This window comes from Luoshenia tenuis, from assembly GCF_014384745.1.
Classification (GTDB): Bacteria; Bacillota; Clostridia; order Christensenellales.
Genome location: NZ_JACRSO010000001.1, coordinates 153,939 through 180,549 on the forward strand (window position 1 = coordinate 153,939; position 26,611 = coordinate 180,549).

Annotated in this window: 29 protein-coding genes, 1 pseudogene and 1 other annotated feature; of the genes and pseudogenes, 3 read left to right on the forward strand and 27 right to left on the reverse strand. The window is 56.7% G+C overall.

What is annotated here, in order from left to right:
* Positions 1-38: 38 nt before the first annotated feature.
* Positions 39-282 (reverse strand) — a binding site (T-box leader).
* Between the two features lie 72 nt (positions 283-354).
* From yqfD to H8699_RS00795, 17 genes and pseudogenes are all read right to left on the reverse strand, one after another.
* Entirely contained in the window at positions 355-1,542 is a 1,188-nt protein-coding gene (gene yqfD, locus H8699_RS00715; RefSeq protein WP_249284031.1) for a sporulation protein YqfD, read from the reverse strand.
* Positions 1,543-1,590: 48 nt separating this feature from the next.
* Positions 1,591-1,872, reverse strand: coding sequence for a sporulation protein YqfC (gene yqfC, locus H8699_RS00720; RefSeq protein ID WP_249284032.1), 282 nt, complete (start codon positions 1,870-1,872; stop codon positions 1,591-1,593).
* A gap of 246 nt (positions 1,873-2,118) precedes the next feature.
* Positions 2,119-2,292, reverse strand: coding sequence for a 30S ribosomal protein S21 (gene rpsU, locus H8699_RS00725; protein ID WP_138295495.1), 174 nt, complete (start codon positions 2,290-2,292; stop codon positions 2,119-2,121).
* Positions 2,293-2,446: 154 nt separating this feature from the next.
* Positions 2,447-2,791, reverse strand: a complete 345-nt coding sequence (locus tag H8699_RS00730) for a histidine triad nucleotide-binding protein (protein WP_249284033.1) — start codon at positions 2,789-2,791, stop codon at positions 2,447-2,449.
* Between the two features lie 26 nt (positions 2,792-2,817).
* Entirely contained in the window at positions 2,818-3,765 is a 948-nt protein-coding gene (locus tag H8699_RS00735) for a sugar kinase (protein WP_249284034.1), read from the reverse strand.
* Positions 3,766-4,119: 354 nt separating this feature from the next.
* Positions 4,120-4,491, reverse strand: a pseudogene (locus tag H8699_RS12555) (YbaN family protein); the annotation flags it as partial.
* A complete protein-coding gene (locus tag H8699_RS00745; protein ID WP_249284035.1) occupies positions 4,478-4,828 on the reverse strand; it encodes a nitrous oxide-stimulated promoter family protein in 351 nt (116 codons plus the stop codon). The gene H8699_RS00745 and the pseudogene H8699_RS12555, both read right to left, overlap by 14 nt.
* Positions 4,828-6,486, reverse strand: a complete 1,659-nt coding sequence (gene cydC / locus H8699_RS00750; protein WP_249284036.1) for a thiol reductant ABC exporter subunit CydC — start codon at positions 6,484-6,486, stop codon at positions 4,828-4,830. The genes H8699_RS00745 and cydC overlap by 1 nt, the downstream gene beginning before the upstream one ends.
* The gene (locus H8699_RS00755) at positions 6,483-8,222 is read right to left on the reverse strand and encodes an ABC transporter ATP-binding protein/permease (protein ID WP_249284037.1); all 1,740 of its coding nucleotides are present in this window, start codon (positions 8,220-8,222) and stop codon (positions 6,483-6,485) included. The genes cydC and H8699_RS00755 overlap by 4 nt, the downstream gene beginning before the upstream one ends.
* 236 nt (positions 8,223-8,458) lie before the next feature.
* On the reverse strand, positions 8,459-9,139 hold the full coding sequence (locus H8699_RS00760) for a Rossmann-fold NAD(P)-binding domain-containing protein (RefSeq protein WP_249284038.1): 681 nt from the start codon (positions 9,137-9,139) through the stop codon (positions 8,459-8,461).
* A gap of 13 nt (positions 9,140-9,152) precedes the next feature.
* Entirely contained in the window at positions 9,153-9,875 is a 723-nt protein-coding gene (locus H8699_RS00765; RefSeq protein WP_249284039.1) for an SDR family NAD(P)-dependent oxidoreductase, read from the reverse strand.
* A 13-nt stretch (positions 9,876-9,888) separates the two neighbouring features.
* Positions 9,889-10,506 carry a ThuA domain-containing protein gene (locus H8699_RS00770; protein ID WP_249284040.1) on the reverse strand — a complete coding sequence of 206 codons (618 nt, stop codon included), beginning with the start codon at positions 10,504-10,506 and terminating at the stop codon, positions 9,889-9,891.
* Positions 10,507-10,677: 171 nt separating this feature from the next.
* Positions 10,678-11,460, reverse strand: a complete 783-nt coding sequence (locus tag H8699_RS00775) for a TVP38/TMEM64 family protein (RefSeq protein ID WP_249284041.1) — start codon at positions 11,458-11,460, stop codon at positions 10,678-10,680.
* Positions 11,461-11,603: 143 nt separating this feature from the next.
* A complete protein-coding gene (locus H8699_RS00780; RefSeq protein WP_249284042.1) occupies positions 11,604-12,245 on the reverse strand; it encodes an epoxyqueuosine reductase QueH in 642 nt (213 codons plus the stop codon).
* Positions 12,246-12,394: 149 nt separating this feature from the next.
* Positions 12,395-13,411 (reverse strand): PfkB family carbohydrate kinase, encoded by a 1,017-nt coding sequence (locus H8699_RS00785; RefSeq protein WP_249284708.1) that lies wholly within the window; start codon positions 13,409-13,411, stop codon positions 12,395-12,397.
* A 21-nt stretch (positions 13,412-13,432) separates the two neighbouring features.
* Positions 13,433-14,407, reverse strand: a complete 975-nt coding sequence (locus H8699_RS00790) for a hypothetical protein (RefSeq protein ID WP_249284043.1) — start codon at positions 14,405-14,407, stop codon at positions 13,433-13,435.
* Entirely contained in the window at positions 14,408-15,805 is a 1,398-nt protein-coding gene (locus tag H8699_RS00795; protein WP_249284044.1) for an SIS domain-containing protein, read from the reverse strand.
* 113 nt (positions 15,806-15,918) lie between these two features.
* Between H8699_RS00795 and H8699_RS00800 the strand changes: the two genes are divergently transcribed.
* Together H8699_RS00800 and H8699_RS00805 are read left to right on the forward strand one after the other, a co-directional pair.
* Entirely contained in the window at positions 15,919-17,118 is a 1,200-nt protein-coding gene (locus H8699_RS00800; RefSeq protein WP_249284045.1) for an ROK family protein, read from the forward strand.
* Between the two features lie 26 nt (positions 17,119-17,144).
* A complete protein-coding gene (locus H8699_RS00805) occupies positions 17,145-17,525 on the forward strand; it encodes a DUF3795 domain-containing protein (protein WP_249284046.1) in 381 nt (126 codons plus the stop codon).
* 52 nt (positions 17,526-17,577) lie between these two features.
* Here the strand turns inward: H8699_RS00805 and H8699_RS00810 are convergent, their stop codons facing one another.
* The 10 genes from H8699_RS00810 to H8699_RS00855 all read right to left on the reverse strand — a co-directional run bounded on the left by H8699_RS00810 (position 17,578) and on the right by H8699_RS00855 (position 25,582).
* Positions 17,578-18,012, reverse strand: coding sequence for an RrF2 family transcriptional regulator (locus tag H8699_RS00810; RefSeq protein ID WP_249284047.1), 435 nt, complete (start codon positions 18,010-18,012; stop codon positions 17,578-17,580).
* 175 nt (positions 18,013-18,187) lie between these two features.
* Complete coding sequence (locus H8699_RS00815; protein WP_249284048.1) at positions 18,188-19,261, reverse strand: TlpA family protein disulfide reductase; 1,074 nt, start codon at positions 19,259-19,261, stop codon at positions 18,188-18,190.
* Positions 19,258-19,665: a rhodanese-like domain-containing protein gene (locus H8699_RS00820; RefSeq protein ID WP_249284049.1), complete on the reverse strand. Its 408-nt coding sequence runs from the start codon at positions 19,663-19,665 to the stop codon at positions 19,258-19,260. Before H8699_RS00820 ends, H8699_RS00815 begins: the two co-directional genes overlap by 4 nt.
* A 134-nt stretch (positions 19,666-19,799) precedes the next feature.
* Positions 19,800-20,231, reverse strand: coding sequence for an ACT domain-containing protein (locus H8699_RS00825; protein WP_138295478.1), 432 nt, complete (start codon positions 20,229-20,231; stop codon positions 19,800-19,802).
* 15 nt (positions 20,232-20,246) lie between these two features.
* On the reverse strand, positions 20,247-21,548 hold the full coding sequence (locus tag H8699_RS00830; RefSeq protein WP_249284050.1) for a phenylacetate--CoA ligase family protein: 1,302 nt from the start codon (positions 21,546-21,548) through the stop codon (positions 20,247-20,249).
* A gap of 188 nt (positions 21,549-21,736) precedes the next feature.
* The gene (locus tag H8699_RS00835; protein WP_249284051.1) at positions 21,737-22,582 is read right to left on the reverse strand and encodes a sugar phosphate isomerase/epimerase family protein; all 846 of its coding nucleotides are present in this window, start codon (positions 22,580-22,582) and stop codon (positions 21,737-21,739) included.
* 54 nt (positions 22,583-22,636) lie between these two features.
* Positions 22,637-23,443, reverse strand: coding sequence for a sugar phosphate isomerase/epimerase family protein (locus tag H8699_RS00840; RefSeq protein ID WP_147518204.1), 807 nt, complete (start codon positions 23,441-23,443; stop codon positions 22,637-22,639).
* A 144-nt stretch (positions 23,444-23,587) separates the two neighbouring features.
* The gene (locus H8699_RS00845; protein ID WP_249284052.1) at positions 23,588-23,941 is read right to left on the reverse strand and encodes an arsenate reductase family protein; all 354 of its coding nucleotides are present in this window, start codon (positions 23,939-23,941) and stop codon (positions 23,588-23,590) included.
* A 5-nt stretch (positions 23,942-23,946) separates the two neighbouring features.
* Positions 23,947-24,150, reverse strand: a complete 204-nt coding sequence (locus H8699_RS00850) for a YwbE family protein (protein WP_138295473.1) — start codon at positions 24,148-24,150, stop codon at positions 23,947-23,949.
* 13 nt (positions 24,151-24,163) lie between these two features.
* Positions 24,164-25,582 carry a potassium/proton antiporter gene (locus H8699_RS00855; protein WP_249284709.1) on the reverse strand — a complete coding sequence of 473 codons (1,419 nt, stop codon included), beginning with the start codon at positions 25,580-25,582 and terminating at the stop codon, positions 24,164-24,166.
* A gap of 240 nt (positions 25,583-25,822) precedes the next feature.
* On the opposite strand from H8699_RS00855, the gene H8699_RS00860 reads away from it, so the two are divergent.
* Entirely contained in the window at positions 25,823-26,560 is a 738-nt protein-coding gene (locus tag H8699_RS00860) for an SH3 domain-containing protein (RefSeq protein ID WP_249284053.1), read from the forward strand.
* Positions 26,561-26,611: the final 51 nt, after the last annotated feature.

Here is a 26,611-nt window from a genome sequence, read left to right on the forward strand (position 1 = left end):
GGAGGCTAAATAAAAAACGCTTTCGCCTCCTGCTCCAGGCAAGAGACGAAAGCGTAAACTTCCGCGGTACCACTCTTATTGGCATAGCATGCTATACCCTCTTTGCGGCATCACTATCAATGCCCTGCATGGTTAACGGGCGCAACCCCGTCCGCACCTAATTGAATCCCTTTCAGTGCAGCCGCTCCAGGGGGAGTGTGAACCACCATCCGCACTGTTTCGCACCAACCAACAGCTCTCTTGAACGGACCGATGATCTTTTTGCCCTATCATCGCGTTTGATTGAGAAAAATATAGCAAATCCCTTCCGTTTTGTCAACACCCTTTTGGTGAACTTTTTTGTTTCCCTTACCATCAGACGATTGGGGCGGTCTGGGAAATCTCCTCGATGGTCTTGACCTGCAAGCGCACCTCTACCGTGCCGTCGCCCCTATCTTTTAGTTCTATAGTACGGTCCAGCACCTCCGCATCCAGCGGAATCTCTCCCTCCAGCTGCTGCCAGGCCAGCGCCTCCGCCGCAGCTTTAAGCGCCTCCTCATCCACTGCGCCGCTCTGTGCGGCCAGCTCATAATCCGCGGCCACCAGCACCTCCGCTGGGAAAAGCCGCCCCGCGCCCAGCAGCGGCAGGCGCCGCCAGCGGGTATCCACCAGCGTATAGGGCACCTCGCCCCCGGATAGCTGGATCTGCCAGTTGCCCAGGCGCAAAAAGCGCCGCTCATGCATTTGGCCGGTGGGCTTGATGGAGGCCGCCTCCCGGTCCATCATCACGGTCTTATCATACCAGATATAGGCCTTGACGCTGCCGTTGGCATGCACACTACGCCCGGTGCCCAGCGCTTCATCATGGGGGATCCAGCCCGAGATCAGCACATCTCCCGCATTTACCCGCTGGCCCACCTGCACTTTGGCCACCCCATCCAGCGGCGTGATCTCCGCCACCACTCCCGCCTTATCGGCTACCAGGTCGCAGGGCTGGTCTTTGGCCAGCATGCCGGGCGGGTCCACCGCCTCCACCACCTCGATATGCAGCCGCACCCCTTTTAGCCGCATCGAAACAAAGGAGATGCCTGGACAATCCAGCTGCAGCCGCGCCTGGCAGGCGTGCAGATCGATACTGCTGGAGGGCACGCCAACCTTGACCCCATACTCGTCCAACAGCTGTGTGACCTGCTCTACAGGCACCTTTTCAAGGCCGGTAATATCGATGCTCCAGACAAAAGACGTTAAAAAAAACAGCGCCGCCAGGCAGCAAAGCGTGCCCAGCGCAAAGCCGACCCGCCCTTTGAGCCTTAAAAGCTGCGCGGGCAGGCCGCACTTGCGTACCACGCTGACCGTACAGCGCACCTGCTCTAGCAGCCTGCGCATCTTTAGATAGCCGCGCATCCCCACCCGGGCATACATCAGCGTATAGGTGGGCCGCTCTACGCCCCAAAAGCGCACCCCCTGACGGGCGCACAGGTTAAGCAGTTTTTCCAGGGACAGGCCCTCTACCCGAATATAGACATACCCCGTCAAAAAATACCAAATTCTCGCGATCAGCATGCGGGCCGCTCCTTATCCATCAGTTTATTCCAGCGCGCAAAGGCAGCGTTACTTTTGATACTCGATCGCCTCGATACTGCCCAGCACGATGATCTCCTCGCTGCCGATATTGCGCACGTTAAGTTCGCTGCCCGTGATGCGGATCACCCCGGCATTGGTATTGACTCGCACACAGGTTTGCGTATACTCGATGATCCCCCGATGGTTTTCGATATGGATGCGGTCATTGCCCAAAATCTCGATATGGGGCAGGTCCAGCATGATCTCTTCAGGCAGTTCGAACCATTCGCTCAGCTCTGCCTTGACCCGTCTCAAGTGTTTATCCTTCATGGGCGCAAAGGCCTCCTTTACATAAACTTCCCTAGACTAACCTTATGCGCGGCCCCTTGGGAATAGACATCCTCACGGGCAAAGCAAAAGCCGGCCGGAAACGGATGTTTCCAGCCGGCCATGAGCCTGCCGATTCACCTCGCCCGGAAATCATCGCCCGGGCTTGTTGCTCTTTTGCATTTAAACGGGCAAAATCATTATTGCCCCATCATGCGTTCCCCGCCTAAAAAGTGCAGGGAAAACCGATTAATACTTGCGCTTGCGCGCTGCCTCTGCCTTCTTTTTACGTTTCACGCTGGGTTTCTCATAATGCTCGCGTTTGCGAATTTCACTCATGATTCCAGCGCGCTGGCATTTCCGTTTGAAGCGCTTCAATGCACTTTCCAACGATTCGTTTTCGCCTACTCGAATTTCAGACATAATCTCTTAACCCTCCCTTCGCACACACACTGCGTATGCTAGCCGACCCTGCATCGGTCGCCGCTATGGGAAACGGCATACGAATATTATACTCTATTGATTTTTCCCATGTCAATGCACACGGCGAGAAAACCTTGAGCAAATTTGTCGCAATTTAACCCATCCGCTCTTGCATGGGCTTGCCGCCCAGGATGTGCAGGTGCAAATGCTGCACGCTTTGGCAGGCATCTTTACCGCAGTTCGTGATCACACGATAGCCGCTTTCCTCCACCCCAAGCGCCTTTGCTACCCGCTGTACCGTAAGCAGCAAATGCCCTAAAAGCTGTTCATCCTCCGCTTGCGCAGCGGCAATAGAGGCGATATGCTTTTTAGGCACCACCAGCACATGCACCGGGGTTTGGGGGTTCAAATCGTTAAAAGCTACGGCGTACTCGTCCTCATACACGATATTGCTGGGCACCTCGTGCGAGGCGATTTTGCAAAAGATACAATCGTCCATTGTGATCCACTCCTTTTGTCGATAACCTATTGACCCTGGTGGGCCGCGTAAAACGCCTCCAGCTGCGCCGGGGTCGGTAGACCCTCGTTGTCCCCCTGCACGGCGATCTGCATAGCGCCGATCGCATTGCCCCGCCCAACGGCCTCTTCAAAACTTTTGCCTTCCAGCCGGGCGCTGATCACCCCGACAGAAAAACCGTCGCCCGCGCCAACGGTATCGACGATCCTTTCCACCTTAAAGCCCGGCACGGTAAACGCACGCGTCCCTTCGGACACATACGCACCCTGGCCACCCATTTTGATGATGACGCACTTGGCGCCGGCGGACCGGTAAAACGCCGCGATCTGCGCCGGGTCCTCAAACCCGGTCAAAATCTTTCCCTCGCCAATGCCGGGCAGCACGATATCGCTCTGGGCGGCAAAGGCATTGAGGGTGCGCACCATGGTCGCCTCATCCTTCCACAGCGAGGGACGAAGATTTGGATCAAAGGATACCGTGGCGCCGTTTTCCCGAGCGCGGACAATCAGCCGCTGCGCCGCCGCACGGCAACTATCCGAAAGCGCCGGGGCGATGCCCGTTAAATGTACATGCCGCACGCCGGCAAAGTCTACCTGGTCGATATCCTCTGGCGACAGGGTAGATGCGGCGCTGTTTTTGCGGAAATAAAAGATATCCGGGTCGCCGTTTTCTACCCGGCTTTTGATCTGGAAGCCGGTCAAATGCGCATCGTCAAAGGTGGCGTTTTGGGTCCCGATCCCCTCTTTGGCCAACTTATCCGCAATAAAATGCCCAAAGGGATCATTCCCCAGCTTTGTCACGTAGGATACCGGATGCCCTAAACGCGTAAGGCCAATGGAAACATTCACCTCGGCCCCGGCCAAAAACTTGCGGAACAGGTCCGCATGCTGCAGGTCGCTCACATGTTCCGAGGCGAACAGGGTCAATGGTTCGCCAAAGAGGATTACCTCCGCCATAATCGTTTTTCCGCCCTTCTATACTCTTGGGTTTTCGGTCATACCGCTATATTTAGTATAACCCCAAAGCCTCCTTTCGTAAAGAAAGGAGTTAAAAGGCGGCCATCTAGCCGAGGGTTTTCAACTCTCCATTTCCCACACCGCTTCGGCCCGATAACCCGCACGGTTTACGATTTGGATCAGCGAAGTATTGGGCAGCGGCTCGCGCAGGTGTACGGTTATGGTTTCCCGCGTCCAGTCGGCCTGAGCGGTCATATGCCCGGTTTCGTTAAAAGCGCACTCCAGTTTTTTAGCGCAATCTTCACAGTGCATCCCCCCTACCTTGATGACCCGGCAGGCGCCCTGCATGCCCTGGGGCGAAAGGGTCTTGACGCCAAAGATAAAGTAGAGGATGTGGAACACCCATACCCCCGCCAGGATGATGCGTCCCACGGGGACCCGCTCCATCATGATAAAGCCTACCGCCATCGTTGCCGTTACGATGGCCATGATGCGCAGTTTTGTCTTCCAGGTCATACCCCGGCCTTTAACATAGCTTTCCAGGTTATTTTTATACAGTTTTGTGGCGAGGAACCAATCGTGCAGGCGCTGTGAGCTTTTTGCAAAGCAAAAGGCGGCCAGCAGCAAAAAGGGGAAGGCTGGCAGCAGCGGCAGCACCGCGCCCACAGCGCCCAGCCCGAGGCCGATACAGCCCAATGCTACATAGATCACTTTACGAATTTTCATGTTTCGCCTCCAGTCTTCTTTGCTCTTTTTTGCTTTCGGCCACATGCCGCAGCGCGGCCACCGGGTGGTGAAAAACCATTCTCGGGCCGGCAAAGCGCATCACCGTCCGTATTTTTTCGCGCATATCCGGCTTATAGCAGTGCACCTTGCAGTTTGAGCAAAAGGTCTTGCTTTCCATAAACGGGCACCGGTCGCTGCGCGCGATGGCATAGGCTTTGAGCTGCGCGCAGTCCGGGCAAAGCCCATCCCTGCCCCCATGCACCTTCCGGCAGTACAAGGTAATCATCTGCGAGACTAGGCGTTTTTCCCTTTCCCGTTTGTCTGCAACATCCCGCATCAACTCACCCTCCCATTTTCTACCGAGTAAACGGCATCCGCAATGCGCAGGGTAGAGTGCCGGTGAGAGACCAGCACCACCGTCCTCCCCTGGCGTTGCTCCCGCAGGGATTTAAGAATCACCGCTTCGTTCAGGCTGTCCAGGTTACTGGTGGGCTCATCCAGCAAAAGAAAGGGGGCTTGATGCAAAAAAGCGCGCGCAAGGCCGATGCGCTGGCGTTCGCCGCCCGAGAGGCTGTCGCCCAGCTCCCCCACGGGCGTATCGTAGCCCTCGGGCAGCGTCATGATAAAATCGTGCACCGCCGCTTTTTTGCAGGCCGCCTCCAGTTCCGCCTGCGTCGCGTCCAACTTGGCTACGCGCAGGTTATTGGCAATGCTATCGTGAAACAGATGGGTCTGCTGGGTGACAAAGCTCTCCATATTCCGTAGGTTAGCCGTATTGATCCGTTCGACAGAACGGCCGGAAAGCTGCACGCTGCCCTTTTGCACCTTCCAAAACCGCATCATCAGCTTGAGCAGCGTGGATTTCCCGCTGCCGCTCTTGCCGGTAATACCCACCACCGCATGTTCGGGCACCTGCAGTGAAATATCGGAAAGAATGGACTCCTCCCCGTAAGAAAAGCTCACCTCCCGCGCGCTGGCCCCGGTGAAGGCGATCTCCTCCTGGTCACAGATCTCCTGCACGGCCGGCTGTTCGTCCAGAATATCCAGTACGCGGTTGCCGGCGGCAAAGGTGTTTTGCAGGGTGCTGCCCAGGTTGGCCAGGGCGGTCACCGGCCCAAAAGAGCTCATCAACGCGATGAAAGGGAGCACGACCCCGTCAAACCCTACGATGCCCTTTTGGTATAGCAGCGCTGCCGCCAGCAGCATGCTTAGGTCAAAGATCAAAATCACGGTATGGGTAAGCGCCATATTGCGTCCCGCTGTCTTTTTCATCCGCTCTTCGTCTTGCGCTAGCGCTTCCGTCCTTTGGTTCATCTGCTTTAGCCGCTCAGCCCCGGCGCCATACTGCAGCGTTTCGGAAAGGCCGCGCAGGCTATCGAGCACAAAGCCCGCCAGCGCGCCGGATGCGGCGCGAAAGCGCATCCCGTCCTCACCGCTCATCTTAGAAGTCACGGTAGGGACAAGCAGGCCCACCGCCAGATAAGCGGCCAGCGCCAACAGCCCCAACGCCCAGTGAAAACTGCCGATGAACAGGCACAGCGCCAGCGTATATAATACCGCAATGGCCGCAGGCGAAATGGTGTGGGCGTAAAACACCTCTAAAAGTTCAATGTCCGAGGTGATGATGGCAATCAGGTCGCCCCGATCCCGCCCCTCCAGTTTGGCCGGGCATAGCCTGCGCAGCGCTTGAAAGACTTTATCCCGTATCAGCGCCAGCAGTTTAAAAGCGATAAAGTGGTTGCAGGCCTGTTCGGCATAGCGCAGTACGCCGCGCAGCAGGGCGCATGCGCCCATCCCGATAAAGGCAGCCATCATCGTCACCGGCAAGGAGTAATCCAGTATGTCCAGCAGCGCAAACCCGCCGAAAATCGTAATAAAGCTGGCGCACAGATGGCCAACTAACCCCATAAAGATCGCCAGCGCCATGAAACCTGCCAGCGGCTTGACCAGCCCTACCAGCCGCGCCATCACGGCTATGTTGCCGCGCTTTTTCATGCCGGTTCACCTTCTTTCCCGTAGTTTTCCAGCTCCTGCTGAGCCCGCCATAGCCGGGCATAGTATCCCCCCTGGGCCAGCAGCTCCTCATGGGTGCCGCTCTGGGCAACGCAGCCATCTTCTAACGCATAGATACGGTCGGCCTCCACCACATTGGCCAAGCGATGAGAGATCAGGATCACGGTCTTACGCCTGGCCAGGGTATGGATCTGTGCCATGATATCATTTTCGCTCTCCACATCGATATTGGAGGTGGCCTCGTCAAAAATATATATGGGGCTGTCGTGCAGCAGCGCCCGCGCCAAGGCCAAGCGCTGGCATTGCCCGCCGGAAAGGTTTGCGGCCCGCTCGGCCAGCGGCGTATCCAGGCCCGCTTCAGCATGCAGGAAACCGGCCAGGCGGGTTTGCTCCAACGCGGCCCACATCTGGGCATCTGTGGCCTCAGGGTTTCCCATACGCAGGTTTTCCCGCACGGTCCCCTTAAAGAGATAGCTATTATGGCTGACATAGGTGATCTTGCGCATCAGTTCCTGTTCGGCGATCTGCTCAAGCGCCGCCCCGCCCAGCGTGACAGAGCCGGTATAGCCCCTGTTTCGCCCCATCAGGATGGCGGCAATGGTGGATTTACCGCATCCGCTCTCCCCTACCAGGGCGGTAAAGCTGTTTTGCGGAAAGTCAAGATCGATCCCGTGCAGGATCTCCCGCCCGGCCTGATAGCCAAAGCGCAGCCCCTGGCACGCGATATCATAACCTTGCGGCACGGCCTCGCCTCTCCGCGGCGGTTCCTCCAGATCCAGCAGGCGGAATATCTTGTCGCTGGCGGCCATACCATTCATGGCGATATGAAAAAAGCTGCCCAACTGGCGCATGGGTATGAAAAAGTCTGCCGAAAGCAGCACGATAAGCAGGCATCCCGAAAGGGTGATATGCCCTGCGCCGAACTGGGTGATCGCTATGATCGCGCCCAACGCGGCGCCGCCATAGGCCACCAGATCCATAATCGTGATGGAATTCAGCTGCATGGTCAGCACCTTCATGGTGATCTTGCGAAACTTTTCGGACTCCCGGTTCATTTCCTCGTTTTTATATCCATCCGCCTGATAAATCTTGAGGGTAGTCAGCCCCTGGAGATTTTCTAGAAAGGTATCGCCCAGGGCTGTATACTGCCCCCAATACCGGGAGAGCAGCTTTTTGGCCCAGGTCTGCACCGCCGCGATCGCAATGGGGATCAGCGGCACGCAGATCAACAGTACGATAGCCGAAGGGAAATTGATAAAACTCAATACGATAAAGAGCGTTATAGGCGCCAGCATACTGTAAAAGAACTGAGGCAGGTAGGCGCCAAAATAAGTTTCCAGCTGATCGACACCCTCTACGGCCACCTGCACAACTTCCGAGGTCTTAACCTGCTCGCTGTAAGAGGCCCCCAGGCGCAGCAGCTTTTGATAGATCAGCTCCCGAAGCGTCTTTTTTACCGTTTTTGAGGAAAGATACCCCATGCGGCTGGCCCCCGTCGTGCAAAAAAAGCGAACCAGGATAGCGCCAAGGGCGATTCCAGCCGCGGCCCAAAAGGCTGCGGCATCCATCGTGCGGGCAAACAGGCGCCCCAATAGAAAAGTAATGCTCCCCATCATGGCGATGTTCGCGCAAAGCGAGCACCATTGCAGCGCCACATTGCCTGCAATGTACTTTTTGCTCTGGCTGACCGTGCCGATCAGCCGTTTGTTGATCATCATGTGCAGACCCCCATTTAATCTTTGGAACGAGAACCTCTCCAAGTGCCAATTGGTTAGATTATACTAACTCTTTGGTAAAAAAGCAGCGATTGCTAACGTCTCCATAGTTAGCAATCGCTAACCCCATCTACCAAAATATAGCATAGCATTCCCGCCGCTGTCAACCATCGTGCCATGCAAAAAAGCAGGCGGCCGGTAGCCGCCTGCTTTTGGCAAACAGAATATCTAATAGACCCTTACCAGGCCCACTCCCGCCCCAGCGCATCCCGAAGGACCAAACGGCGTTCGTCATCCCGCCCCGGGGTATCCGGGTCGATAGCCCGGCGGCGGCAAATATACGAATAGGCGCCGGCAGCGGCCTGCCGGGGCGATATGTCTGCTTCCCGCGTCAGCGGATCGTACACCCGGAAGGTATATCCCATGGGTGAGAGCCGGTTTTTGGCGATCTGCAAAATATTATGCAGGGCGGCCTTGCTCATGGCCGGGCCAAAGCCCGCCTTCTGATCGTTCCAGTTCACGCTGGCCCGATGGTCGCTGATAAAGCAGGCTCGTTTGCATTCGCCCTTGTCCATCAGCGGCAGCACCGCCTCAAAAGCCTCCAGCGGCGCCAGCGCGTTATAGCGGAAGCTGCGCATCACCGCCTCGGGATCGATCCCCTGGCGGATGGTCTGCCCCTCCGCTTCAAAATGTGCCGCGCTGGTATCGATAAACACATCGATCCAGCCCGCTTTTTCGGCCAGCACCCGCGCCATCTGCCGGGCGCTGCCCTCCTGAAAAGGCTGGTACGGCAGGAAGATCACCGCCGGCAATGTGCCATCCGTTCCGCCAAGCGCATAAACCGTATGCCCCTTCTCTACGAAAAAGCATGCCAGTTCCCGGTCAAAATCCCGGCGTATGCCGGTCAACAATATTTTCATCTCTCCTGCCCCCTTAATACGCCCACTCGTTGCCCAGGTAATCGGTCAGTACCAGGCGTTGTTCATCCTCCCGGTCGGCCACAAACTGCGCCACGGCAACCGCGGCGGATTCATCGCTATCCACCGTGCCGGTGGCGGCCCGGCTGCCGTCGGGCAGGACGCGGCGCATCCATCCCGGCTGAAACAGGCGGAAGGTATACCCCTGGGGAAACAGGTCGTTATATAAGATGCGGCAGGCTACATTTACCGCCGTCTTGGTCATGGTATACCGGAACCCTGCGTCCCGGTGCATCATGGTCACGCTGGAAACCTCCGAGGATATAAAACAGATCCGCTTCATATCCCCCTTTTCCAACAGCGGTAAAAAGATCTCCACCAGTTGCAGCGCGCCCAAAGCATTGACTCTGAAGGAATATTCCAAAAGCGCAAAATCGATGGGCAGTTCGCCTTTAAAAGTGCTGGAATTGGGCCCACCCATGTACGCCGCGTTGCTGATGACCATATCGACATGATCCGTATGCCGGCAAACTTCAGCATACGCTTCCAAGATGGATTCGCGTGAGGATACATCCATCTGCACAGGGTACAGCTCGGGGTACTGCGCCTGCAATTCATCCAGCAGCGCATATTCCTCTAAAAAGCGGCCGGCAAATACCCGCCAGCCCTGCGCCAGCAGTGCGGTGGCCATGGACAGCCCCAGTCCCCGGTCGGCCCCGGAAATGACAGCGGTTTTCATTTTCCTCACCGCCTTATTGCATCAGCCAGGCTGCGCTGCGGCGGATCAGCTCTCTAAACCCTTCGCACATAAACGAGGCGGCTTCATGCCCTGGAGAGAGGTAGACCACCTGCCCCAGACCAAAGGGACGCACCCAGGCCGCAGGGTAAACGCCGCCCTGATAGGCATAGTTTAAGATCAGCTCCGCCTTGGCGCCCTCGTCGATCACGAACTGATAGGGCTCCTCGTTGACGGTAAAGGGCTTAAAGTCCTTTACGATGGGATGCTCGCCTACCGGGCTATAGGTCAGGTCGCACCGCTCAGGATGACGCAAAAAGGCCCCGCCCTGCATCTGTTCGATATCGGGACTTTGGTGGGTGATGATGCCGTTGTGGATGGTCATAAGCTTGCCCCCCGCCGCAACAAAGCCCAATAGCAGGGCCGAAAGCGCCGGGCACCCGGTCTCCTTCCAGGCATCGATATAGTTGATGACCATATCGTAGTGGTTCAAATCTTCCAGTTTAAGTTCCGTGTACGCGACGCACACGGTCACTTCACAATCGCTCAAGATGCTTTTTAATTGCTCGTCTACGCCGCGCAGGGGATGATAGATCGCCTTTTCATAATCGCCTAAGACCAATACCTTTTTCATATTCCCTTTTCCTTTCGCGTTTCTCGGCTTTAGATGTGGTTGCATTGCCGATTGATGTTATGCTTCCATTATAGCAGAATTTTACAGGCCGTAAAGGGCGTTTATCCGCCTGTACACAAGCGAATTGTGGGCGATCCGCGCGAAAAAAGCGGCCTTTAACGGCCGCTTTTTTTATTGCTCTTCATTTTCTTGTGCGCCATGCGCTTCCTCGATCTGCGCCTGTTTGTTTTTGTGCTTCATCAAAAGCCCATAGGCCCCCAGCCCCAAGAGGCTGACCAGCCCCGTTACGGCAAAAACGATAATGGCAAAGGTATAGTTTTGCTCCCCCAGCGCGTGCCCGCCAAAGGTAGAAGAAACGATTGAGGGGATGCGCGCAATGGACGTCAGGATCAAAAAACGCGAGAGCTTGATGGGGGTCAGCCCCGCGAAATAGGTCAACAGATCCTTGGGCGTGCCGGGGATGAAGAATACCAGAAAGATCAGCAATTCCAGCCGCTTTTCCTTTTTAAAGAATTTCAGCTCCTGCAACTTTTCGCGCGGCACAAAGGCCTCCACCAGTTTAAGCCCAAAGCGCTTGGTCAGCAAAAAGATCAGCGTTGACCCGATGGCTACCCCCACCATACAAAGCAGCGTGCCCTCCCAGGCGCCAAAGGCATAGCCCGCGCCCACCTCCAGCACCTCGCCGGGTATCATGGCGATAACCACCTGCAGCACCTGCATGCCGATAAACAGCAGCTGCCCCAGCATGCCCTTTTCATCGATCCAGGCGCGGAACTTCTCGGGCTCCTGCGCCAGCTGCACCAGCGGCCCGCCTACGGCAAAGGTCAGCCAGGCAAACAGCGCAATAAAAATAGCCAGCGATACGATAGAAACGATCTTTCTTTTTTTGATATAGGCTGCATCCACAGCCTCCGGCGCGTCCTGCCGGAACTCTTCCTGTTGTGGTTTATCCATTACTGCCTCTATCCTCTGCGCCCGAATGCGCGAATTCTGTCCAGATGGGACAAAAATACTATACACGCCACTGGAAAGCCCTGTCAACGCTTTGACGCGGCTTTCATCAAATCTTAAGAAAGGCTTTAGCGCTCCGTAAAAATTTAGGCCCTGCCTTGCGCGCCGCTTTTTGCCGCTGCTAAAGAATAGACGCAGCCGCAATAATCCTGCCGGTAAAGGTCGTATTCCCTTGAAAGGGCGATGGAGCGTTTATAGCCCTCTTTCTTTTTAAAATCCGCATAGAGATAGGCTACCCCATATTCCTGTGCGATCTCCCCACCCAGACGGTTGATACGCTGCGCATCCTTATGCGGGCTGACCGATAGGGTGGTGGTAAAATAGTCAAATCCGCCCTGGGCGGCGGCTTTCGCCGTGGCCTCCAGCCGCAGGCGGAAACAGGCCGTGCAGCGCGCGCCGCCCTCCGGCTCGCCCTCCAGCCCTTTGGCGGCCGCATCAAAACGCTGCGGAGCGTAAACGCCACAGAGCAGATGCACCTCTCGGGCAATGGGCATCTGCCTTAGCAGGCGGCGCTGTTCTTCCAGCCGCTTTTGGTATTCCGCCTCCGGAGCGATATTGGGGTTATCATAAAAAACCGTGACATCAAAATGCGGGATCAGGGCCTCCAAAACCGCGCTGGAACAGGGGGCGCAGCAACTGTGCAGCAGCAACCGCGGCCGCGCGCCCTGCGGGATCGCGGATATGATCTTCTCCATCTCCCTTTGGTAATTGACCTTCGTCTGTTGCATACGGTTTGTCTACCGCCCTTTCCGCCGCGCTCATCGCCGGGATGCCCCGGCGCCTGACGATTTATTTTGCCTCATCTGCTGCCATTATACCACAAACAAATAAGGGCGCGGAAATTCCGCGCCCCCTGCTGCTCGCTTTAAACTCTGTTTTACAGGTTTCCCTCTAGCCGCCTCGCCACCTGCTGCGGGCTGGCTGTACCGGTGGTGCCGATCTGCTGGATGGTGATGGAGGAAACACAGTTGCCCAGCAGGGCCGCCTCCTCTACCTTTAGGCCCAGGCACAGCCCCAGCATGATCCCGGCGTTGGTCGCGTCCCCCGCGCCCACGATATCGATTGCCCCGGAAACGCGGAAGGCCGGCACGGCGGTCACCTGTCCCTCATCAAAGATCATAGAACCCTTATCGCCCAAGGTAACGAAGGCCGTTTTGCCATTGCGCGCGCAAAGCTCCCGCCCGCAGGCCTCCAAAACCGCCTGCGTGGGTTCCAGCGCCTGCCCCGGGCGCATGGCCTTGAGCAACTCGTGGTTGTTGCATTTGACCATTACATTACGGTACGCATCGATAAACGCGCGGGAATCGGCATAGAAGAACTGCCGCGGCCGCTCCTTGGCCAGGGCGCAGACCGCCTCGCGCACAAATGGGGTGAGCACGCCGCTGTCCTCCTGCACGAACTGATCGGTAATGATCACGCCGTCCGCCCAATCGATGGCCTCGCGCAGGGCCTGTACCAGCGCATCTTTATACTTTTGCGGCATGGGGGAAAAATCCCGAAAATCCAGCCGCTCCATCTCCTGATAGCTGCCGTCGGGCTGCTTGCGCATGGGCTTGGTATAGGTGTTGGTGCACCGGTCGGGCATCTCTACCATGTAGCGGATATCCGCCCCCACCTTTGTCAGCGCCTGCTTGAGTTCGAACCCTTCGCCATCACAGCCGATAGCGCCGATGCAGCGCACCTGGGCGCCCAGCGCGCGCAGGTTGTTGGTAATGGTGCCGCCAACGCCTGCGTACATTTGCTTGCGGTGTACCTGATAGGCCGTAAGGCCGGTCTCTACCGAGGGCTCATCCCGCTTGGGGTCGATATACAAATATTTATCCAGGCAATAATCCCCAAAGACGATGATGCGGGCATCCTGCGTGCGGCCAAGGGCCGCGATGATCCGGTCCATATCCACTTGATAAAGCCCCCTTTACTTATCCAGCGCCAAAATCTTGCGCGCCAAGTGCGGCACGGTCTTCTGATGCTCGCCCTGGATGTAATAGCTCTTGCCGCCATCGGCCACCGTACGGGCCAAGATGGTCTTCCAGGGGCGGAAATAATAGCGCGGGTCGGTCTTGGGCGGCGCGGCGGAGAAGTCCGCATCCTGCTCGATGGCCAGCAGGTCGAATACCGCCGTGGTAAAGTGAGCGATCTTTTTGCCCTCCTGATGGGCCACGTTGCGCGCCATGGCCAGCGCCTTTAAGTACACCTCCGGTCCCGCAACGGCGGAGCCAAAGTTGAGGAACACGCCGTTTTCTAAGCCCGTTACGCTCTGGGTATAAATTAAAAAGTCGGTATACGAGGCCTGCCCCATGGCCGCCCCGTCGCAGTTGGGATGCTCATGGATGATATCGTTGCCCACGCCGATATGCACCGTACAGGGCACGCCCAGGTGGTAGCCCATGCCCAGCACGCTCTTTTCCCGGTTGGGCAGTTTCTGCTCCCAGATATAGCGGCCCAGCGCCTCGCCCCAGCCAAGGCCATCTTGCACGCCCTCGCGGATAATGTCGTTGATCCGGCCGGATTCCGTCCAAAGGCCGAATTGCCCCTCGCTGATGTATTTGGCCACGCTCTCGCAGGTGGCGCCGATGAGGGAAAACTCAAAGTCGTGGATGGAGCCCGCGCCGTTGGTGGCAAAATGGGTGACCAGGCCCTTTTTCATCAGCTCGATCATATGCAGGCCGTTGCCGGTGCGGATCACGTGCGCCCCGTACATCATCAGCACCGTAGCGTCGTGCTGCCTGCGGGCGGCCACCACATCGCGGGCGATGGGGTCCAGGGCCGGGTGCTCATAATCCGGGATCGGGTCGTCCAGCGATTTGATAACGCTGATATCGATATCGTGGATGCGCTCGTTCAGCGGCAGGATATTGAGTTTGGACCGGTCAAACTGAGCAAAAGGCATTTAAATCCCCTCCTTCACGTCGTGTATGATGCGGGCATAACCCGTAAAATCCGGAATGATGGCGTCCGCCCCGGCGGCGGTCAGCCGCTGGCGCTTCCACTCGTTAATTCCCTTTTTGCGCGCCTCATCGCTGGCCACGCCGAAGGAATACCCGCCTACGTTCTTCACCAGTTCGATCTCCACATAGCCATCCCCAAAGCTGAGCAGCTGATGCGGTTTAATGTCCCCGTTTTCCAGCAGGTCGCGGATCACCAGCTCCTTGGAGCATTCCAGTATCTCGTCCCGCGCGCCGTGCACGCCGCCGTCAAAGTACTGATCTACCCCCAGCAAGCGCGCCTCGCGCAGCACATCCACCTCGTCGGTCCCACTGGCCAGGTAACAGCGGATGCCTGCCGCCCGCAGGGCCTTGAGGAAGTCCTTGGCACCGGGCACCAATAGCGCCTCGGGCGCAATGCTTCCGTTTTCTAACCCCTTGACCCGATCGGCAATATGGATCCCCAACCGGCGCAGGTATTCCTGTTTATACACCAGCGGGTCACAGGCCGCCCCGCCCCGTTTTTGTACCTCTTCATCCAGCCGCATACACTGGAAGATGGTTTGCTTGCCGGTGAGCTTATCCACAAAATCCGCCACCAGCGCGTGCAGCGCCTCCGGGCTCTCCCCGGTATGGAGCGCGGAGAGCACCTCGGTAAAGTAGGGGATCATGATCTCCCGCCATCCCTCGCGGATCAGGCTAACTGTCCCGTCGAAATCGAACAGCGCGGCGGTAAAGTGCCGCTCCGGGTCCGGATAGTTGATGTATTCTACGCCCCAGCAGTCCTGCAAAATGCCGTGCATGATGCAGACCAGCGCGTGCTCATAGAGCATATGCATGTCTTCCAGCTGCTCCATGGAATCGGTGGGGGCGATCACCACCCGGTCGCAAAGCGGGGCCAGTTTGCCCCCATCCCGGCCGGAGAAGCCGATCACAAGCATCCCCAGCTCTTTGGCGGCCTTTGCCGCGCGCAGCACGTTTTCGGAATTGCCGCTGCCGCTAAAGCCGATAAAGATATCTCCCCGCCGCGCGAAGGTGCGCAGCTGGATGGCAAATACGTCGTCATAGGAAAAATCGTTGGCCAGGCAGGTCATAATGGGCGAAGAGTCCACCAAGCACTGGGCCCTGAACCCCTCGCGGCCGTGCACCCGGCAACCCTTGACCAGATCGTTGCACATGTGCGAGGCCGTAGCGCCGCTGCCGCCGTTCCCGGCCGTAAAAACCGTGGCCCCCCGCTCTTTAGCGGCGATCAGATCCGCCGCGATCTGCCCCAGCGTCTCAAAATCGGTGCGTACCACCCGCGCGGCCACGTCGGCCGCATAGTCCCGCAGCAAACCCGCCGCCAACTGATTGATGTTTTCCATGGACACCACCCCTAACTTGCTTTGTTAGTTCAATTTTATCATGATATGATATATTGTCAATCCCCTATTTTATGTTATACTATATTTAGTTGAAAGAAGGGGGCAGCTTACCTTTGGAGACCGTCAACCACGATGCCATGCGCGCCGCCAACATGCGCAGCATCTTTAATTGTATCCGCGCACATGGGCCGGTGACCAAGCGGCAGATACAGGACCTGACCCTTTTGAGCTGGGGCAGCGTCAGCAATTTATGCGGCATTTTGCTTGAGCGCGGCGTGATCACCGAGCAAAAGGCGCAAAGCGCCGGGCCGGGGCGCACCCCCAGCGGTTTTGATATCAATGTTGAGGATAACCTCATCATCGGCATCGATGTCAACCTCATCGGCATGACCGGGGTGGTGATCGACCTGCGCAGCCGCGTAGTCACCCGCACGCGCCAGCCCATCGTCTCCCACCGTTCCGGCGAAGTGCTGGCGCAGATGAAGGCGCTGATCTGCCAGCTTTTAGCACAGGTGCCCGCCGGCTCGGTACGCGGCATCGCCGTGGCCTTTCCCGGCCAGGTGGACGCGGCCCGGGGCATTTCCATCTGGACGCATCAATTCGGCACCTTTTCCTCCGTCAACATCCGCCAGTATTTGCAGGATGCATTTGGGATGGAGGTGATTTTAGAGCACGATCCGGACTGCATGGCCTATTCCGAGCACCTGCTGGGCGCGGCGCAGGATATCGACAATTTTATCTTCGTGCGCCTCTCCCTGGGCATCAGCATGGGGATGATGGCCCAGGGAGAGATCTACCGCGGCAAGCGCGGGGTGACCGGAGAGCTGGGGCACATGACTCTGGTGCCACAGGGCAAAAAATGCCTTTGTGGCAACCGGGGCTGCTTGGAAACCCTCTCCTCCTCCCGGGCGATTTTGGAGCAATGTCACCTTGCCCTGCAACAGGGGCGGGCCAAGGGGCTGGTCCGCAGGCTGCGCGGCCATTACGAAACCCTGACGCTGGAGGAGGCCGCCAGCGCCGCCCAAGAGGGCGACCGCGACGTCAGGCGCATCTTTTCCCGCGCGGCGGGCTATGCGGGGCTGGCCATCGCCAACGCCGCCAATCTGATCGATCCCGGTGCGGTGGTGCTGGGCGGAGAGCTGGCCGAATACGGCGATCTGTACGTAGAACCGCTGCAGCGCAGCCTGGCCCGGCGCGCTTTTGGCGGGGCGCTGCCGCTGCGCATCGCCCAGGTAGGCAGCGATGCGGCCGCTTTGGGCGCGGCTTCCCTATTTATTGAACGGGTATTTATGCGCCTGTCCGAGGGCGCTTAATAGAAAACAAAAGAGGGGGAATTCAGATGAAAAGGGAACTGGGAATCGGTTGCTGTGGATTGGCCTGCTGCCTGTGTGCCAGGGAGGGCTGCGCGGGCTGCAAAAATGATGGCTGCCCTGACGCTGCGTGGTGCAAGTCTCTCAAATGCTCCCGGGAAAAGGACCATGACGGCTGCTGGATGTGCGCAAGCTTTCCCTGCGCGGATAATCCCATACTCGCCAAGCTTAAACCCCGCGCCTTTGCCGCATTTGTGCGCCAGTACGGGGTAGAAAAGTTGATGGACTGCCTGGCGCGCAACGAGGCGCTGGGCGTGGTCTATCACGATCCCGGCACGCTCGCAGGCGATTATGACCGCTGCCAAGATGAAGCCGCCATCTTTGCGCTGCTGCTAAATGGCCCGCAGTGAGGTATAAAATAAAGGCGCACGGTAAATCCGTGCGCCTTTTTCGCGTCTTTCCTTAGGCAGAAGCGCCCTTTTCTTTGCCGCTGAAAATCTGCCTGTCGATATCTGCGATGGTGATATGGGAAAGGTACTCGCGCCCCAGCGCGTCCATCTGGCTATAGAGATCATCCATCACGTCCGCCATACCCGAGGAGATCATGCAGGGCTTATCCACACTGCCCGAGCGCCAGGAAGCCGAAACCAGTTTTACATTCAGCGCATCGCAGATCTGTCGCAGGGTCACCTGTGCCGGGTCCTTGCGGAAGGCATAGCCGCCCTCCATCCCCTCTTTGGTATCCACCAGGCCCGCATTTTTAAGCTTTGCCATCACGCCCCGCAGCCTTGCAGGGTGGGTGCAGACATTATCAGCCAGCGTTTCGCTGTTTACCGTCTCCCCCCGGCGATTTAAAAAGACCAGCGCATGCACTGCGATGGCAAATTCCCCCGTCATAAGGAGTCCCTCCAAATTCAAGATAAGCTTTCAGCTCTTTAACTGTTATTATAGCGAAAACAGATGCCGGATGCAAGTATTCATCCGGCAAACCTGACAAAGCCACTCTTCTCGCTGGCAGCGCAGGCGTCTAACGCCAATATACGCCTATCTTTTAAATCATCTGCACCCCTTATTAGCTGCAACAGGTTTCATAGAGGTTATACACGGCTTCATCGATCAACTGCGTCCATTTTTCCGGCGGGGCGTCAGCGTCCAGCCCTTGGGAGGCTACCGTACCCCAGGGCGAAAAGGCCAGCACCTGCGGCGCCTTTGCCTCTAGAAGCGTTTCCAATTCCGGCGTCAGAATAATGTTGGTAAAATCCACCCCCGCCTTTTGGGCCAATGCCTGCGCCTGGGTGGGATCGCCTACGACCAACCCCAGCGGCTGAATACGGCTGTCCTGCGCCGCTAGCTGTGCCAACTGCCCGAGCGCCTCGGTACTGCCAGTCCATTCCGGGTTCCATATCAGGGCCAGGATCAATTCTTGCGCGCTTTCCGTCATCACGCTTTGGTCCACCGGCCTGCCCAATAGATCGGTCGTTTCAAACCGCGTAAAGCCCATGTTTTCCGTGCCCTGGGTCACAGGCGCGTCGGACCCCGTTTCCGTCCCGGCGCCGCTTTGCGCATCCTGACCGGGCAGCTGGGCCAGCAGACCTTCTACAATACTTTGCCACTGCGCCTTTGTGCGCGCCCCAAGATACGCCTGTCCCACCTGGCGGCCCTGCGCATCGACGAACAGCGTCGTGGGCACGGCTGATATTTGGCCTAACCGGCTCAGCAGGCTTTGCGAGGGAAGGATGTGGCGGTAATCCGCCCCCGTCCTTTGGATGATCTGTTCGGCTACAGCTACTTGCGCGTCATCATACGTGCCGTCCGCCTTTACAGTATCGCTCACCACGCCCACCACCTGAAAATCCGCCGCCTGATAGCTGCCTGCCAATTCGCCCAGATCTGGCATCTCGCGCAGGCAGGGGCCGCAATAGGTTGCCCAGACGTTGACCATGGTCAGCCGGGAACCGGAAAACAGCTCCTGCGATACCGCCTCGCCCTGCAGATCGTATGTTTCAAAGGTTCCAAAGGCATTGTCATCCTGCCCGGCGGCCTTAGAGGGCGCCGGCGCCGCAGCCGGGCTGCAGGCCGAGAGCAGCCATACCGCTCCCAGCGTTAATGCCGTCAGTACCGCGAAAACGCCCTTTTTGCGCTTCATTTCGCTCCATCCCCCTTTACCGTATCGTAAGGCCAGTGGATGATCCCGCCCATATCATATACCGCGCGATAGCCCATATCGACCAGCTTACCGGAAGCCTGGCGGCTGCGCACGCCAGAGCGGCAATAGACCACAAGTGTCGCTTCCTTATCTGGCAGGGCATCCTGCGCAGCTGTGCCTATGGTCTCGTTTGGGATATTGATCGCCTCAGGAATATGGCCCTGCGCGTATTCATCAGGCCTGCGTACGTCCACAAGTACTATGCCCGTTTCCTGATCCAGCATGGTCTTTACCGCCTCCGCGTCGATTTTATGGTAAGCCGTGCCGCCCACCGGCGCGCAGGCCGCCGCAGTCGTCATCACACCGACCAGCAGCACGCTTTTTACCCAGCTTTTTTTCATCATGATCCGCCCCAATCTGTCATTTTTATAATTTCAGTTTATACTGCAATTATAATTATTTCAGTTACTTTTGTCAAGTGAAAATAAAAAACGGCCGCAGCAATAGCTGCGGCCGCCCCTTAAAGCACCGAGTTATATTAAAGCTCACTTAATTCATGCTGGCAGATCAGCTTGACGCCGCCCTTGGCAAGCGCCTCCGCTGCCTGCTCGGTCTGCTGCACGCGGAAGATCATATACGCGCAATCCGTCTTGCGGGCAATAAACGCATAGGAGTATTCCAGGTTAATCTGGTTCTCCTTCAGGATGTTGAGGATTTTCATCAAGCCGCCCGGCTCATCGGGAACTTCCACAGCCAGTACCGGGGTCACCGCATAGACGTAGCCTTCTTCTTTCAATACATCCGCCGTCTTCTGGCTGTCGTCCACGATCAGGCGCAGGATGCCAAAGTCCCGACTTTCCGCCATGGACATGGCCCGCATGTCAATATGGTGTTTGGAGAGGATCTCGCAAAAATCAGCCAGCTTACCCGGCTGGTTCTGCAAAAAGACCGAAATCTGTTTTGCCGTCATGCTTTATGCCCCCTTTTAATATAATTTGCGGTTATCAATGATGCGTACCGCCTTGCCCTCGCTGCGGGCAATGGTTTTAGGCGCCACCAAATGCACTTTCGCGTAGATGCCCAGCATGGCCTTGAGAGCCGCCACCAGTTCAGCCTCGCGGGTCTCTATATCGCCCATCGAGTCGGAGAACATCTCCGGAGTCATCTCTACTTCCACATCCAGCTTATCGCTGTTGTTTTCGCGGCTGACGGTGATCTGATAATTGGCCGGGTAACCCTTGCCCAGCAGCACGGTTTCGATCTGGGAGGGGAACACGTTTACGCCTTTTACGATCAGCATATCGTCGCTGCGGCCCATGGGCTTGGACATCTTTACATGCGTGCGGCCGCAGGAGCACTTCTCGCGGGTGAGTACGCAGATATCCCGCGTGCGGTAGCGCAGCAGCGGGAACGCCTCTTTGGTGATGCTGGTGAACACCAGCTCACCCTTTTCCCCATCAGGCAGCACTTCACCGGTGTTGGGGTCGATGATCTCGGCGATAAAATGATCCTCATTGATGTGCATGCCGGTCTGCTCGCTGCACTCAAAGGATACGCCCGGGCCGGAGATCTCAGTTAATCCATAGATATCATACGCCTTAATGCCCAGTTTATTCTGAATATCCTGGCGCATCTCCTCACTCCAGGCTTCCGCGCCGAAGATACCGGCCTTGAGCTTGATCTGATCCTGCAGGCCGCGCTCGCAGATGGTTTCGGCCAGGTAAGCTGCGTAAGAGGGCGTGCAGCAAAGGATGGTAGAGCCCAGATCCGTCATAAACTGGATCTGGCGGTCGGTATTGCCCGAGCTCATGGGCAGCGTCAGCGAGCCGACCTTGTGCGAACCGCCGTTGAGCCCCGGGCCGCCGGTGAACAGCCCGTAGCCATAGCTGACATGCACCACATCGTCCTTCGTGCCGCCCGCCGCCATGATGGCGCGTGCGCAGCACTCATCCCACAGGTCGATATCGTGCTGGGTATAAAACGCGACCACCCGGCGCCCCGTCGTGCCACTGGTGGATTGGATGCGTACGCAATCGCTCAGCGGCATAGCCACCAGGCCGTACGGATAGGCCTCCCGCAGATCGTCCTTGGTCAAAAAGGGCAATTTGTGCAGATCGTCTACAGACTTGATGTCCTCCGGCGTCACGCCCTTTTGATCCATCAGATTCCGGTAATAGGGCACATTTTTATAGACATGATGCACCGTTTTCACCAGATGCTCATCCTGCCAGGCGCGGATCTGCTCGCGGGACGCGCACTCGATCTCCGGCTGATAATAGTTCTCCATTGGCCTTCATCCCTTCTATGCATAAACTAAATAGATTGATAACTTACGGGCAAAGCCCGCCTTTTTATATAATAACATGTTCGCCGCCCATCGCAAGAAAAAAATAGCGAATTTTGCGTCCAGCGCCGGCAAAAACAAAAAATACCCCGCAGGCAAAAGCCCGCGGGGTATTCGTACGCGTCTTACATTTAGCGTTTGGCGCCGATGCCCAGGCTGTGGAGGTAGTCCACGCTGATCTTGCTGGCTTCAAAGCCAGGACGGCGAACCACATCCTGCTCCACAGAGCACCATTCGATCTTGGCTTCCTTGCAAGCCTCGATGATGCCCGGCCAGTTCAGGTTGCCCTGGCCGATCTCCATCCACAGTTTGTGGGTGCACTCCAGCCAGTTGGTATCGGAGTACTCGTCGATGCCGTAATCTTTAAAGTGGATGAACCGCACGCGGCCAGCCGTCTTTTTGATCCAGCTGATAACATGCGCGCCGCCGGATTGCAGCCAGTGGGTATCCAGCTCAAAGAACACGCTCTTATCGCAGGTGTTATCCATGATGATCTGCAAATGGCTCTGGCCATTGACCTTGGCAAAGTCGCAGGCATGGTTGTGGTAGGAAAGGGCGATGCCCTCATCCGCCAGAATCTTGCCGGCGCGGTTCATCGCGCGGCAGAAGGCCAGCAACTCGTCATAATTGCCCGCGCACTCGTGCGGCATCTGGCCGATCATCACGTTTTTGGCGCCCAGGGTCTTGCACTCGGCAATCTTATCCTTCAGGTCGCCAAACTTGAGCTCGTCATAGGTCAATCCGCCGCAGGTCAGCACCTCGAGATTAATGGAATCCATAAAATCGCGGAACTCCTGCGGGCAGGAAAAGACGCTGGGCGTAGCGGTCTCAATGCCGTCATAACCCATGTTAGAGACCTTGGTCAGTGCGGATTTTACCGTATCTAAAGCAGCTTCCGGCATGCTGGAATCCATCACTTCGCCTTGCAACGGGCGCAGATAGGGACCGATCGCCATAGGGCAAAGGGAAATCTTCATATTCAAGTAACCTCCTTAACGGTAATCGTCATCGAATCGGATCAAAGCGCCCAATTACGCTTTCAGGCCGTATTTCACCAGGTTGTTGAAGCTGATCTCCACCGCGTCAAAGGAGTTGCGCAGGTAGGTGTTATCCTGCTCGACGATGAAGATGTTGATGCCCTGGGCCTTGCAGGTCTCGATAATCTCGGGCCAAGGCAGGTTGCCCTCGCCGATCTCGGCAAACTCCTTGGGGGTAGCGCCAAACCAGGTGTGGTAGTTGATGGGGGCAATGCGGTAATCCTTGACGTGGATGTACTGCATGCGGCCCTTGCATTTTTTGATGTACTCGATCACGTCGCCGCCGCCGGACTGTACCCAGTGGGTATCCAGCATAAAGTGGACGTAATCCGGATTGAGCTCGTCAAAGAGCAGGTCGATCCCGCGCACACCGTTCAGGCCCCAGCGGCGGAATTCCTGGGCATGGTTGTGATAGGCCAGGTAGATGCCCGCCTGGGAGAGCTGCTTGCCCACCTCGTTCATCAGGGCGATGGCTTTTTCATATCCTTCGCGGTCCACACGGAACTCAGCCGGCATGGTACCGATCATGATCTCGTCCACGTCAAAGAGCTTGCACTCTTTGATGAAGCCGTCGATATCGTCACGGATCGAGAACAGGTCGCCGCAATAGGTGCTCAGTTCCATCCCCAGGCTATCCAAATGATCCTTGGTCTCCTGCGGCGTCAGGCCGGCAACGCGCCCGATCTGAACCGACCGGTAACCGATCTCCCGCACTTTGCGCATGGAATCCTTCCACTGCTCCGGCGTTTTCAGGTACTCACGGATGCTATACGGTTGCAGGGAAATTTCTGCTTTCGCCATTGTTTAGTCCCCTTTCTGGTATAAGGTTTAATCCTCTTCCCGTTCACATATTTATGAACATACTTTATAAACATTCGACTTATCTAGGATAATTCCTGCTTTGTTTTTGGAATTATTCCATATTTTTTCTAACTTTTTATCGCGCTACTTTTTAAGCGCTTCCCATTGCTGCGGCTTAAAACCCACCAGCACGGTATCCCCCTGTATCACGATCGGCCTTTTGACCAGCATGCCGTCTGATGCCAGCAGCTCCAACTGCTCCTGCTCTCCCATATCCGGCAGCTTATCCTTCAGCCCTAGTGAGCGGTACAACATGCCGCTGGTGTTGAAAAATTTCTTCAGCGCCAGCCCGCTGATCTTTTTCCACTGCGCCAACTCCCCGGCCGTGGGCGGCTGCGTTTTGATGTTTCGCTCCTCAAAAGCAATGCCGGCATCCTGTAACCACCTGCGCGCTTTTTGGCAGGTGGAACATGGCGGATAGGCGATAAACAATGCCATGGTCTTCACTCCTCCAAGATGTTTTTTACCCGCCCCACCTGATCCTGCTCTTCCAGCATCACTTTGATGCCATGGGGGTGGTTGGGCGATTTTGTCAAGATCCTCTTTACGTGACCGCGCGTCAGTTTGCCGGTGGGCTGATCCTTCTTTAATACGATGTCCACCAGCGCTCCGATCTGAATGTCCGCGCGCAATGTGCCGTTTTTCATATCGTTGCCCTTTCTAAGCTAAAAATTTGCTGGTGTCCATTCCGTTCAGCACCAATATATCCCCTTCTCGTATCACCGTAGCGCCCTTGGGGACGATGAATTCCTTGCCGCGCTTGATCATGACCACCAGCACCTCTTCGGGCAGGTCTGCATCCATAATGCTCTTATTGACGCAGCTGTCGCTGGCGCGCACGGTAAACTCCACCAGCTTGGTGCCGCTTTCATCTTGATAATCGTTGAAGGTACGCAGTACCGAATCTCCCGTCGCCTCCACCAGGCCCAGTTTTTTAGCCAGCGGCGGCAACAATGTCCCCTGCACCGTGACCGAGAGCAGCGCCACAAAGAAAACGATATGGAAAACGTCGTTGTGCGGATAAACGCCGCTAGTCATAGCAAAGATCGCAAATACGATGGAAGCCGCGCCTCGCAGCCCCGCCCAGGAGACCAGGATCTTTTGCTTAAAGCTCATTTTAAACCAGCTGAGTATCCCAAAGGTGGCCACCGGCCGGGCGACAAACGTCATAAACAGGGCGATGGCGAGAGCCGGTAAAATGATGGCCGGCATCTGCGAGGGGAAGGACAGCAGCCCCAGCATAAAGAACAGCACGATCTGCATCAGCCATGTGATGCCGTCAAAAAAGTTGACCAGCGTGCGCTTATGCAGGATCTTGCTGTTGCCCAGCACGATACCCACGATGTAAACGCTTAAGTATCCGTTGCCGCCGATCAGCTCCGGCAGAGCGTAGGCCGCCAGCGCCACAGCCACCACCAAAATCGTATGCAGGCCGCTGATCTCAAAGCTGGCATGCCGCAGCAGCCGGACCGCCAGATAGGCCAGCAAAAATCCGCCGCCAAGGCCAAAGGCAATCTGGGCAAACAGCTGCCCCAGCACGGAGATGTCCGCACCCGTGGACATCAGGGCCAGTACGATCACCGTCATCATATAGGAAATAGGGTCGTTCGAGCCGCTTTCGATCTCTAAAAGCGAGGCCAGGCCACCCTTTAAATTCAGTTTTTTACTCCTCAGAATCGAGAAAACCGAAGCTGCGTCCGTAGAACCGATAACCGAGCCCACCAAGAGCCCCTCCAGCCATTCCATGCGCAGCACGAAGTGGCAAAATACGCCCGTCAGTAGTGCCGTGACCACGGTGCCCAGGGTCGACATCAAAATAGAAGGCAGCGCAACGGGCCGCGCCATCTTCCAGTTGGTCCCAAACCCGCCGTAAAACATGATAAAGACCAGAGCTACAGAAGAGACCTGTTTGGCTACCTCAAAGTTGTCAAAAGGAATGCCGACCAGGCCGTCAGAGCCGAAAACCATGCCCAACAGAATGAACATGAGAAGCGTCGGCACGCCAAAGCGATAAAGTATTTTACTGGAACCTACACAGATGAACAGAATAACTGCGCCAATTAAAATTCCCGCTGCGATTGAACATCACCTTCCTTTAAACGTCCTCATCCTACTATATGGCTACATTTAGATTATAAACTAACTTTACCGCCCGCCGCAATGATTTAACCCGAATAATTTTTGTCCATTTGCATGTGTTTTTGCGCATTGTTTGTCATGAGCGACTTGATCGCATACGATTTCACCTTTTTATACCATCTGGCATACACTGGCATCAAACCGCTTTTTCATTTGAACAACCTGCAAGGAGGAGTGCCTATGCCCTTTATCTACTTGAGCCCGTCCACCCAGGAATTTAACCAGTATGTCACCGGCGGCAATGAGGAGCAATACATGAACCTGATCGCTGACGCGATGGAGCCTTATCTCATTGCCAGCGGCATCCAGTTCACCCGCAATACGCCGCAAATGACGGCCGCGTCCTCCATCGTACAGTCCAACGCCGGCAATTACGACCTGCACCTGGCGCTGCATTCCAACGCCGCACCGGCTGCGCTATCGGGAATGATCCGCGGCAGCGACGTATATTATTATCCCACCAGCGCCTCCAGCCGGCGGGCAGCCGATATTATCGCGGCCAACCTGCGGGATATTTATCCCATTCCCAGCCTGGTGCGCACCCTGCCTACCACCACCATAGGCGAAGTAGCCCGCACCCGCGCGCCTGCGGTGCTGATCGAATTTGCCTATCACGACAATGTAGAGGACGCCACCTGGATCAAAAACAATATCGAAACCATTGCGCAAAACGTCGTGCTCTCCCTGACGGAGTACTTCGGCATCCCCTTTGTACAGCCCCAGCCCTGGTTAAACGGCCGGGTGGTCACCCAGGGCAGCCCGCTGAACATCCGCGCCTATCCTTCGCTGGATGCCGCCGTAATCGGCCAAGCGCAAAACGGCGACGTGATCACCGTTGTAGGCGAGTGGCAGGGTTGGTACGTGGTGCACTATAACGGCCGGGTAGGGTACGCCTCAGCCGACTATATCGACATTTAATCAGCGTTTCAACTTTCTATACATATCTTTTAACCAGCGGCCTCAAATGGC

Excerpts from the sequence above, each read along its gene's own strand:
- H8699_RS00790 (WP_249284043.1), bottom strand. The coding sequence starts at position 14,407 with ATGCCTTTTGCTCAGTTTGACCGGTCCAAACTCAATATCCTGCCGCTG.
- H8699_RS00850 (WP_138295473.1), bottom strand. The coding sequence starts at position 24,150 with ATGAAAAACGGCACATTGCGCGCGGACATTCAGATCGGAGCGCTGGTG.
- H8699_RS00845 (WP_249284052.1), bottom strand. The coding sequence starts at position 23,941 with ATGGCATTGTTTATCGCCTATCCGCCATGTTCCACCTGCCAAAAAGCG.
- cydC (WP_249284036.1), bottom strand. The coding sequence starts at position 6,486 with ATGAAAAAGCGCGGCAACATAGCCGTGATGGCGCGGCTGGTAGGGCTG.
- H8699_RS00780 (WP_249284042.1), bottom strand. The coding sequence starts at position 12,245 with ATGCAACAGACGAAGGTCAATTACCAAAGGGAGATGGAGAAGATCATA.
- yqfD (WP_249284031.1), bottom strand. The coding sequence starts at position 1,542 with ATGCTGATCGCGAGAATTTGGTATTTTTTGACGGGGTATGTCTATATT.
- H8699_RS00735 (WP_249284034.1), bottom strand. The coding sequence starts at position 3,765 with ATGGCGGAGGTAATCCTCTTTGGCGAACCATTGACCCTGTTCGCCTCG.
- rpsU (WP_138295495.1), bottom strand. The coding sequence starts at position 2,292 with ATGTCTGAAATTCGAGTAGGCGAAAACGAATCGTTGGAAAGTGCATTG.
- H8699_RS00860 (WP_249284053.1), top strand. The coding sequence starts at position 25,823 with ATGCCCTTTATCTACTTGAGCCCGTCCACCCAGGAATTTAACCAGTAT.
- H8699_RS00745 (WP_249284035.1), bottom strand. The coding sequence starts at position 4,828 with ATGCGGGATGTTGCAGACAAACGGGAAAGGGAAAAACGCCTAGTCTCG.
- H8699_RS00770 (WP_249284040.1), bottom strand. The coding sequence starts at position 10,506 with ATGAAAAAGGTATTGGTCTTAGGCGATTATGAAAAGGCGATCTATCAT.
- H8699_RS00840 (WP_147518204.1), bottom strand. The coding sequence starts at position 23,443 with ATGGCGAAAGCAGAAATTTCCCTGCAACCGTATAGCATCCGTGAGTAC.
- H8699_RS00810 (WP_249284047.1), bottom strand. The coding sequence starts at position 18,012 with ATGACGGGGGAATTTGCCATCGCAGTGCATGCGCTGGTCTTTTTAAAT.
- H8699_RS00775 (WP_249284041.1), bottom strand. The coding sequence starts at position 11,460 with ATGGATAAACCACAACAGGAAGAGTTCCGGCAGGACGCGCCGGAGGCT.
- H8699_RS00730 (WP_249284033.1), bottom strand. The coding sequence starts at position 2,791 with ATGGACGATTGTATCTTTTGCAAAATCGCCTCGCACGAGGTGCCCAGC.
- H8699_RS00755 (WP_249284037.1), bottom strand. The coding sequence starts at position 8,222 with ATGATGATCAACAAACGGCTGATCGGCACGGTCAGCCAGAGCAAAAAG.
- H8699_RS00795 (WP_249284044.1), bottom strand. The coding sequence starts at position 15,805 with ATGGAAAACATCAATCAGTTGGCGGCGGGTTTGCTGCGGGACTATGCG.
- yqfC (WP_249284032.1), bottom strand. The coding sequence starts at position 1,872 with ATGAAGGATAAACACTTGAGACGGGTCAAGGCAGAGCTGAGCGAATGG.
- H8699_RS00835 (WP_249284051.1), bottom strand. The coding sequence starts at position 22,582 with ATGAAGATTTCCCTTTGCCCTATGGCGATCGGTCCCTATCTGCGCCCG.
- H8699_RS00765 (WP_249284039.1), bottom strand. The coding sequence starts at position 9,875 with ATGAAAACCGCTGTCATTTCCGGGGCCGACCGGGGACTGGGGCTGTCC.
- H8699_RS00830 (WP_249284050.1), bottom strand. The coding sequence starts at position 21,548 with ATGGAGAACTATTATCAGCCGGAGATCGAGTGCGCGTCCCGCGAGCAG.
- H8699_RS00760 (WP_249284038.1), bottom strand. The coding sequence starts at position 9,139 with ATGAAAATATTGTTGACCGGCATACGCCGGGATTTTGACCGGGAACTG.
- H8699_RS00825 (WP_138295478.1), bottom strand. The coding sequence starts at position 20,231 with ATGACGGCAAAACAGATTTCGGTCTTTTTGCAGAACCAGCCGGGTAAG.
- H8699_RS00815 (WP_249284048.1), bottom strand. The coding sequence starts at position 19,261 with ATGAAGCGCAAAAAGGGCGTTTTCGCGGTACTGACGGCATTAACGCTG.
- H8699_RS00820 (WP_249284049.1), bottom strand. The coding sequence starts at position 19,665 with ATGATGAAAAAAAGCTGGGTAAAAAGCGTGCTGCTGGTCGGTGTGATG.
- H8699_RS00805 (WP_249284046.1), top strand. The coding sequence starts at position 17,145 with ATGAAAAGGGAACTGGGAATCGGTTGCTGTGGATTGGCCTGCTGCCTG.
- H8699_RS00785 (WP_249284708.1), bottom strand. The coding sequence starts at position 13,411 with ATGGACCGGATCATCGCGGCCCTTGGCCGCACGCAGGATGCCCGCATC.